Origin of the sequence: Micromonospora sp. LOL_023 (genome assembly GCF_048060115.1) — a bacterium.
Taxonomy (GTDB): domain Bacteria; phylum Actinomycetota; class Actinomycetes; order Mycobacteriales; family Micromonosporaceae; genus Micromonospora_E.
Map to the genome: position 1 here is coordinate 111,519 of NZ_JBHMIM010000014.1, position 8,139 is coordinate 119,657.

The following is an 8,139-nucleotide window of genomic DNA, read 5'->3' on the forward strand; positions in this document are numbered from 1 at the left end:
GAATATACAAATGATTTGACTATCTGGGCAATGGGTCGACCGGAACGAGTGCGTGCCGACGGCCCACCACCCACAGGGCCAGGGCGAAGCAGCTCAACCCCACCCCGGCCAGCGACACCGCCGTCCAGCCGCCGGCCGACCAAAGGATCGCGGCAGCAGCCGAGCCGGCGGCGCCACCGAGGAAGTTGGCGGTCACGTACGCCGTGTTGAGCCGGCTGCGCGCCTCGTGCGAGACGGCTAGGACCCGCAACTGGTTGAGGATCCCGGCCGCCTGCAACGCCGCGTCGAGCACGACCACCACGACGATCACCAGCAGGACGCTGCGGCCGGCGAAGATCGCCACCACGAACGAGGCGAGCACCAGGACCCAGGCTGCGCCGGTGGCGGGCAGCGACCAGCCCAGATCGTGCAGCCGACCGCTGCGTTGCGCGGCGACCGCGCCGGCCAGACCGGCGAGGCCGAACAGCCCGATCACCGACACCGGATAGTCGAACGGCGGGCCACTGAGCAGGAACGTCAACGCCGTCCAGAACATGGTGAACGCGGCGAAGCCGGTGGCGGACAGCACCAACGTCCACCGGACCGCGCGTTCGCGGGCGACCACCACGGCAACGGATGCGATCAACGCCGGGTACGCCAGCCGGGTCTTCGGTGCCAGCGACGGAATCGCCCGGTACATCACCCCGGCGAAACCGACCGACGCCACCGCCGCCAGCAGGAAGATCGCCCGCCAGCCGGCGACCTCGGCGACCAGCCCGCTGATGGTCCGCGAGGCGAGAATGCCGGTCAGGATCCCGGCGACGACCGTACCGACCGCGCTGCCACGGCGGCTGTCGTCGGCGAGATCGCTGGCGAGCGGCGTGAGCAGCTGCCCGGAGACCGTGGCCACCCCGAGTACGGTGATCGCCACGATCAGCACGCCGAAGGACGGCGCGAGCGCACATGCCACCAGCGCGCCCGCCGCGCAGAGCATCAGCACCGGTACCAGCCGGCGTCGGTCGAGGAGGTCGCCCAGCGGCACCAGGAACAGGATCCCGACGGCGTAGCCGATCTGGGTGGCGGTGACCAGTAGACCGGCGGTCGAGGTGGTTACGTCGAGCTCGGCGGCGATGAGGTCGAGCAGCGGTTGCGCCCAGTAGAGGTTGGCGACGGCGGCTCCGGCGGCCACGGCGAACAGGAAGGTCAGGCCTCGACGCATGGCGTACCCCGGTCGTCGTCGGGACAGATCACGCCGACCGTACGCCACGGACCGGATCAGACCAGCGTGACCGGGTTGCTCAGGGCGGCCAGCCGCCCGCCGGGGTCGCGGTGTTTCTGCATCGGCCAGCCGCCGCCGCAGAGCGACTGAACGAGGTCCGTACGTTGCGGTTGCGTCGTCACGACGCGGATGACCTGGTCCTGGTTCGCGCCGACCAGGTCGAACGAGAGGCGATCGTCGTCGACTTCACCGCAGGCCTGTTGGCGGGCCTGGTGCGCACGGGGTCGCTGGAGGCGGTCCGGCGGGTCCTCGTGGAGGCGCTGCCCTGGGTGACGTTCCTCCCGGAAGCTGACGTCGACGAACTGCTCGCCGAGCTGATTACCGTCGCGCAGGGCGCGGCGTCGGTGGAGAACCTGGCACCGATCGCCACCCTGCTCGGGCAGTGGCGGCACGCGGCGGAGATTTACAGCGACCCGGCCCTGCTGGAGATCATCAACCGGGAACCGGAAGGGGATCTGGGCGCAGTCGATCCTCCAGAAGAGCGGCCCGGGCATCCTCGAGAAACCGACTGAGCATCCGACTGCGGTCGATGTCTTGTCAGGCGTGATCCCCTGAGGGGATTTTGATCCCGTTAGGGGATCACGTCCGAACGGGGTCCGACTCCGGCGCTGGACGCCAGGTTCGCGGCGGCGCTGTGTGCGCCTCGGCTCAGAAGGCGGCCGGGAAGTCTGCCTTGCGGATCATGCAGTGCACGCCCTTGACCGCGTCGACGACCTGGCTGACCTCGAAGTCGCCGGCGGCGCTCAGGTAGGCCAGCGCGGTGTCGCGGGGCATGCCCTGGGTGCGGGCCAGGAAGTCGACCGCGGCCCGGACCGCCCGGCGCATCGCCTCGTTGAGGTCGGCGTGCAGCCCGACCGGGATCCAGTGGGTGTCGGTCTCGGCGAGCGGGGCGTCACCGGCACCGATCAGCGCGCCGGCCTGCGCTGCCGGGATGACGGTCAGTCGCAGGGTGGCCCGCAGCGGTGCCTCCAGGGCGGTCAGCGCCACCTCGCCGTCGCCCTGGGCATAGTGCGGGTCGCCGGCGTAGAAGCCGGCGCCGGGTAGCTGCACCGGCAGGTAGAGGCTGGAACCGACCTGTAGTTCGTTGATGTCCATGTTGCCGCCGAACGCGCCCGGTGGCACCGAGTGCACCATGTCGTCGGTGTCGACGGCGATCCCCATCAGGCCGAGGAACGGCGCCAGGGGGAAACGGGCGGCCCGGCCGTCGCCGAACGGCAGTACGCCGTAGAGCCGGCCGCCGCTGGTGACGACCTCGGTGAAGTGGCAGACGCTGCCGTAGGCGCGCGGGTCGCTGCCGGGCCCGGTGTCGACCGGGGTGAGCGGGAACTCGCCGGGCAGCGCGCCGTAGCCGTGCCGGCTGCTGACGAAGCCGTACGGGGCCCGGATGAGCAGGTCGACGACGTCGACCCGGAGCAGGTCTCCCGGCTCGGCACCGTCGACGGCGATCGGGCCGGTGACCACGTGCGGCCCGTCGTCGTCGTAGTCGTGTGCGACGTCCGAGGCGGCCAGGTCGCGGGAGTCGGTGAGGACACCGTCGGCGGGTACGTCGTACTGCTTGAGGTAGCCGACCGGATCGCGGCCCTGGTCTTCGAGGATGCCTTCGTGGCTGAGGGTGTCGATCGTCACGGTCTCGCCGGAGCGCACCCGCAGCACCGGGGCGTGGCCGCGGTTGGGCAGCCGGCCCCAGAGGCAGGTGTCGGGCGTGGTCGGCAGGTAGTGGGTGCCGGCGATCGGTCCCTGGTGCGGCTGGAGCATCGGTTCCTCCGGAAGGGGTACGCAACCCGGTGCGTCCCAGGGGCACGCCGCAGTGCGCGCTGCGGGGCGGCCGGGTGGTGGGTGGATGACCGGATCGTTGCCGCCGAAACCGCAGGCGCGTATTGCGGAAGTGTTAACAGTAAGTAACCCGATGGCGGAATATGCCCTGCTCTTGACAGGTGCAGGGCCGTGATAGCAGCATCGTAGGGCGAGATACTGTCTCGCATGACGTAGAAGGCGGTGGGGTGATGACGCAGCAGACGCCGGTGCGGCCGCTCGGCGGGGTCGATGGTGGCGCTTTGATCGACGAGGACTGGGAGGCGTACCGCTTCCGGGTGCACCGGTCGGCGTACCGCGACCCGGGTGTCTTCCGCGACGAGATCGCCAAGATCTGGGGCCACACCTGGCTGTACCTCGGCCACGAGACGGAGATCCCGAACGCCGGCGACTTCAAGACCCGTACCCTCGGCGGCCGTCCGCTGATCTTCTGCCGCGACTCCGACGGCGAGGTGAAGGTCTTCCTCAACGCCTGCACCCACCGCGGCACCATCCTGTGCCGGCACAACGAGGGCAACACCAAGTTCTTCCAGTGCTTCTACCACGCCTGGGCGTTCAGCAACTCCGGTGACCTGGCCGCGCTGCCCAGCGACGAGAGCTACCCCGACGACCCCGGCTTCCGCGAGTCGATGCGGCTGCGCCAGGTGCCGCGCCTGCAGATCCACGAGGGCTTCGTCTTCATCGCGTTCACCCCCGACGTGCCTGATCTGCTCACCCACCTCGGCCCGGCCGCGCACTACATGTCGCTGACCGCGAAGATCGGCCCGCACGGCATGCAGACCCTGCCCGGCGTGCAGCTCTACAGCGTCAAGGGCAACTGGAAACTGGCCGTCGAGAACGCTATGGACGGCTACCACTTCGCGCCGACCCACAACACCTTCGTCGGCTACCTGCGGGAGACCGGCTTCGCGGTCACCGACGACGACCAGTACGCCTACGACCTGGGCGGCGGCCACGGGCTGCTCGTCCTCACCGGACACAACGGCCGGATCGGCATGGTCTGGGAGCCGCGCTTCGGCGACGAGGAGAAGGCCCGTACGGCCGCCAAGCGCAACGAGATGATCGCCCGGCTCGGGCCGGAGCCCGCCGCCGAGATCGCCGACGCCAGCCGGATCCTCTTCGTCTTCCCCAACCTGCTGCTGTTCGACCTGGAGGCGCTGACCATCCGGCAGCTCGAACCGGTCGCCCCGGACCGCACCGACGTGCGGGCCTGGCAGTTCGTCGAGACCGGCGAGCCGGAGTCGGTGCGTGCGCTGCGGATCAAGACCATGGTCAGCTTCGTCGGACCGGGCGGCCTGGCCACCCCCGACGACATCGAGGCGTACGAGGCGGTGCAGCGCGGCATCGTCGCCACCGCCGACTCGGCCGACCCCAGCTACGACTGGAGCGACATGTCCCGGGGCATGGCCAACGAGAAGCAGGGCAACCAGGGCCGCTCCATCGACGAGGGTGCGATGCGCAGCTTCTGGCGGCACTGGGCCGACCGGGTCGGGGCGGCCACCGCCGTCGCCGGCGACCCACCGGCCGACCCCGGCGCCCCCGGCCCGTCCACCGTCTTCGCCAGCGGGAAGGAGTGACCCCGATGTCCTCGACGACCAGCGGAGCAGTGGTCAGCGTCGGCGCCCGTACGGTCACCCGCGCCGAGGTGGAGGACTTCCTCTACCGGGAGGCGCAGCTGCTCGACGAGTGGCGCCTCGACGAGTGGTTCACCCTGTTCGAGCCGGACGGCCGGATGGAGGTGCCGACCACCGACTGGGCCGGCTGGGACGCCACCACCGCCGGCTACTTCGTCTGCGACGACTACGACCTGATCCGGGCCCGGGTGAAGCGGCTCAAGAGCCGTAAGGCGCACGCCGAGAACCCGCATTCGCGTACCCACCGGATGGTCTCCAACGTGATCCTGCTGGAGGCCGGCGCGGAGACGGTGTGGATCAGCGCCAACTTCCTGATCCACCGCTACCGCGACGGCGGCGCCTACCCCTACGTCGGCCGCTACGAGCACGTGCTCAAGGTCGACGACGCCGGCCTGCGCTTCCGGGTCCGCCGCTCCATCCCGGTGATGGAGTCGATGGACCCCGGCGCCCGGCTCAGCTTCATCCTGTAGAAGGGGCCGCCGTCGTGATCACCCACATCCTGGCGTTCACGTTCCGTGACGACCTGCCGCCCGGCGTCGCCGAGGCGGTGCTGGCCGAGCTGGACACCTTCCCGGCGAAGTACCCGGCGATGCGCAACTGGCGCAGCGGGGTCAACGTCAGCACCCGGGACACCACGATGACGCACGGCTTCGTCGTGGAGTTCGCCACCGAGCAGGACCTGCTCGACTACCTGCACAGCGAGTCGCACGAGCGGTTCGTCCGGGAACGCTGGCGCCCAGTCGTGCAACGCCAGGTCATCGTCAGCATCCCCACCGCCGGGGACGCCTAAGCACCATGAAGGGGTCGCAGATGTCCACCGAGGCCGCCGCCCGCCGTCGCGGGCCCTACGGCATGGAGTACGCCAGGATCGAGGTGCCTGATCTGGCCGCCTCCATCGAGTTCCTGCAGTACCACGTCGGGCTGCAGTTGGAGCAGCACGACGACGAGTACGCGTTCCTGCGCGCCGACATCGAGCACCACAGCATCGAGCTGGTCGCCGCACCGCAGCGCACCGAGTCCTGGACCACGGCGATCGGGTTCAGCGTCGAGTCCGACGAGGTCCTCGACGACCTGCGCCAGCGGGTCGTCGCCGCCGGTCACGAAGTGCTGGAACTGCACGAGCGGATGAAGGGCCTGTGTCAGCGCGGATTCGCCGTACGCGACCCCAACGGGCTGATCGTCGAACTGTTCACCGAGTTCGTCGAGTACGCCGAACCACCACTGATCGAGCTGCGTCCGCTGGACCTGGTGCACCCGTTCCTGGCCACCGACAAGTACGAGGAGTCGCTCGACTTCTACACCAAGGTGCTCGGCTTTCTGCCCAGCGACTACGTCGGTGACGTCACCGTCTTCCTGCGTTGCGAGGACCGCTACCACCACAGCCTGGCGTTGCAGCGCAACAAGGAGTTCTACGCCGCGCACCTGTGCTTCATGATGAAGAGCTTCGACCACGTGATGCGTGGCCGGGCGCGGGCCCAGTACAAGAAGGTGCCGATCGCCTCCGACCTGGTCAACCATTCGGCGTCGACGTCGATCGCGTTTTACATGCACGACCCGAAGCACGGGCCGCGCTACGAGCTGTGCGACCGGCACCGGGTCTTCACCCCGGAGGAGCACGCCACGCACCGGGCCCGGCGGATGGCCGTCGACCCGCGCAACATCGACGTGTGGCGCCCCGCCGCCGACGACTGGGGCCGCTTCTGACACCCGTCGGCCAATCGAATGCACGACCCCTGGGGAGTATCCCCGGGGGTCGTTTTCTCGTGATCCGCTACGGCACATGGTTGTTGATCAAATAACCCGTGCAAGATCAATTTTTGTGGAGCCCCACCCGGTTGTCTTTCCACCCTGGACTATCTACCGCCGATCAGTGGAGGATGAGTTGCTGCGGACAACCATGCGCACAACAGGGGTGATCTGACGTGAGTGAACTTACCGTTGAGATCCGGCGACTTCGTATCGCGGGTGGAATGAATCAGAGTAAGCTTGCCGCCGCACTGCGGGTGTCCAAGTCGCTGGTCGCTGGATTCGAGTCGGGGCGGCATATCCCGCAGGCGGACACCGCCACCAACCTGGATCGGGTGTTCGGCACCGATGACAAGATCCAGAAGTTGTCGGCAGAGGCGCGGGAGGACCGGTACCCGTGGATGCGTCCGTGGGTCGAGCACGAGCGTCGGGCGCTCCTGTTGCGCAGCTTTGAGCCGCTCGTCATCCCCGGTCTGCTCCAGACGGAGGGCTACATGCGGGCGTTGTTGGCGACCTCCACGATGAACGATGGGTGGATCGACGATCTGGTGCGCACCCGGCTGGAGCGCCAGGCCGCGACGCTCGGCCGGGAAAACCCGGTGGTGATTTCGGCCATCATCAGTGAGTTTGCGCTCGGCCGAGGCCCCCGCGAGGTCATGAAGGATCAGCTGGGCCACTTGGTGGACCTCGGCCATAGGCCGTCGGTCAAGGTCCGGGTGCTGCCGGACGAGGCCGGGCTGCACCTCGGTCTTAGCGGCGCGTTCGTGATCGCCAGCCTGCCGGACGGTCGGCGCTGCGGCTACCTCGACAACCAGCTGAAGGGCACCGTGGTGTCCGGCCATGGCGAAGTGGCCGAGCTGGAACTAGCCTGGGAATCCGTGGACGGACTCGCGCTGCCGGTGGTGCAGTCCCGGGATCTGATGCTGAGGATGATCGATGAGCGCAAGTGAACCGCGCTGGCGGAAGTCCAGCCGATCGGCCAACGGTGGAAACTCGTGCGTCGAGGTCGCCGACAACCTTCCCGGTCGGGTCCTGGTCCGAGACACCAAGGACCGTACCGGCGGTACGTTGACCTTCGGCCCGGCCGCCTGGTCGGCGTTCGTCGAGTTGGCGAAGGACACCCGCGCCACCGCCTGACCCGCTTCCAGCAACGCTCCCCGGAACCCCGGCCACCCGTACCAGGTGACCGGGGTTCCTCCGCTGCTTTGGTGAAGTCCTTGACACTGCACGAGAGTTCGATCATGCGTTGTAGACGGGGACATTCGTGGTGCCGCCCCGGATTTCGTACGGGCGGAGATGTCGGCGGAGCCGGACAGCAACGGGCTGAGCAGCTCCGACTCAGTCACCACCACTGGCCGAAGCATCGTCGGCCGTACTGGCGGGACGCGACCCGCCGGATCCACGCGCGTGGATGCCGGATCGACGGCCAGCTCTGGTATGCCTCGATCATCGTCTCCTGGGCGATGTCGGTGGCGTCGGCGAGTCCGGCACCCATCCAGAGCAGGAAGTTGACCAGGGCTTTGATCTCTGCCCGGTAGAAGGCGCTGTAGGCGGCGACGTCGACCGGCGGCGTGTCGAGGTCGTGGCGAGTCGGCACGCCGGTCGCGGTCGTGGGCAATGAGCCTTTCCGGGTAAGGCTCTGATCACCGGGCGCGGTGTCCGGAACGGTCAAGATGTGTGGGAATCGCC

10 protein-coding genes are annotated in these 8,139 nt (G+C 68.6%); 7 read left to right on the forward strand and 3 right to left on the reverse strand.

Annotation, left to right across the window (positions count from 1 at the left end):
- Positions 1-19: 19 nt before the first annotated feature.
- The gene (locus ACFHVL_RS10420) at positions 20-1,198 is read right to left on the reverse strand and encodes an MFS transporter (protein ID WP_416627297.1); all 1,179 of its coding nucleotides are present in this window, start codon (positions 1,196-1,198) and stop codon (positions 20-22) included.
- Positions 1,199-1,308: 110 nt separating this feature from the next.
- Here ACFHVL_RS10420 and ACFHVL_RS10425 point away from each other — a divergent pair, with 110 nt between their 5' ends.
- Positions 1,309-1,770 (forward strand): hypothetical protein, encoded by a 462-nt coding sequence (locus ACFHVL_RS10425; RefSeq protein WP_416627299.1) that lies wholly within the window; start codon positions 1,309-1,311, stop codon positions 1,768-1,770.
- A 136-nt stretch (positions 1,771-1,906) separates the two neighbouring features.
- Here the strand turns inward: ACFHVL_RS10425 and ACFHVL_RS10430 are convergent, their stop codons facing one another.
- Complete coding sequence (locus ACFHVL_RS10430; protein WP_416627301.1) at positions 1,907-3,013, reverse strand: acetamidase/formamidase family protein; 1,107 nt, start codon at positions 3,011-3,013, stop codon at positions 1,907-1,909.
- 248 nt (positions 3,014-3,261) lie between these two features.
- On the opposite strand from ACFHVL_RS10430, the gene ACFHVL_RS10435 reads away from it, so the two are divergent.
- The 6 genes from ACFHVL_RS10435 (at position 3,262) to ACFHVL_RS10460 (ending at position 7,587) form a co-directional block, all read left to right on the forward strand.
- Positions 3,262-4,647, forward strand: a complete 1,386-nt coding sequence (locus ACFHVL_RS10435; RefSeq protein ID WP_416627303.1) for an aromatic ring-hydroxylating oxygenase subunit alpha — start codon at positions 3,262-3,264, stop codon at positions 4,645-4,647.
- A 5-nt stretch (positions 4,648-4,652) separates the two neighbouring features.
- The gene (locus ACFHVL_RS10440; RefSeq protein WP_416627305.1) at positions 4,653-5,174 is read left to right on the forward strand and encodes an aromatic-ring-hydroxylating dioxygenase subunit beta; all 522 of its coding nucleotides are present in this window, start codon (positions 4,653-4,655) and stop codon (positions 5,172-5,174) included.
- A 14-nt stretch (positions 5,175-5,188) separates the two neighbouring features.
- Positions 5,189-5,494, forward strand: a complete 306-nt coding sequence (locus ACFHVL_RS10445; RefSeq protein WP_416627307.1) for a Dabb family protein — start codon at positions 5,189-5,191, stop codon at positions 5,492-5,494.
- 20 nt (positions 5,495-5,514) lie between these two features.
- Positions 5,515-6,408, forward strand: coding sequence for a VOC family protein (locus ACFHVL_RS10450; protein ID WP_416627309.1), 894 nt, complete (start codon positions 5,515-5,517; stop codon positions 6,406-6,408).
- Positions 6,409-6,626: 218 nt separating this feature from the next.
- Entirely contained in the window at positions 6,627-7,400 is a 774-nt protein-coding gene (locus tag ACFHVL_RS10455) for a helix-turn-helix domain-containing protein (protein ID WP_416627311.1), read from the forward strand.
- Positions 7,387-7,587: a DUF397 domain-containing protein gene (locus ACFHVL_RS10460; protein ID WP_416627313.1), complete on the forward strand. Its 201-nt coding sequence runs from the start codon at positions 7,387-7,389 to the stop codon at positions 7,585-7,587. Before ACFHVL_RS10455 ends, ACFHVL_RS10460 begins: the two co-directional genes overlap by 14 nt.
- 205 nt (positions 7,588-7,792) lie before the next feature.
- Here the strand turns inward: ACFHVL_RS10460 and ACFHVL_RS10465 are convergent.
- Positions 7,793-8,139, reverse strand: a 347-nt coding sequence (locus tag ACFHVL_RS10465; RefSeq protein ID WP_416627315.1) for an RNA polymerase sigma factor, incomplete at its 5' end; no start/stop codon positions are given.

What these genes read in the sequence shown, in the direction of transcription:
- ACFHVL_RS10420 (WP_416627297.1), bottom strand. Translation starts at nt 1,198, where the DNA reads ATGCGTCGAGGCCTGACCTTCCTGTTCGCCGTGGCCGCCGGAGCCGCC.
- ACFHVL_RS10430 (WP_416627301.1), bottom strand. Translation starts at nt 3,013, where the DNA reads ATGCTCCAGCCGCACCAGGGACCGATCGCCGGCACCCACTACCTGCCG.
- ACFHVL_RS10435 (WP_416627303.1), top strand. Translation starts at nt 3,262, where the DNA reads ATGACGCAGCAGACGCCGGTGCGGCCGCTCGGCGGGGTCGATGGTGGC.
- ACFHVL_RS10440 (WP_416627305.1), top strand. Translation starts at nt 4,653, where the DNA reads ATGTCCTCGACGACCAGCGGAGCAGTGGTCAGCGTCGGCGCCCGTACG.
- ACFHVL_RS10450 (WP_416627309.1), top strand. Translation starts at nt 5,515, where the DNA reads ATGTCCACCGAGGCCGCCGCCCGCCGTCGCGGGCCCTACGGCATGGAG.
- ACFHVL_RS10460 (WP_416627313.1), top strand. Translation starts at nt 7,387, where the DNA reads ATGAGCGCAAGTGAACCGCGCTGGCGGAAGTCCAGCCGATCGGCCAAC.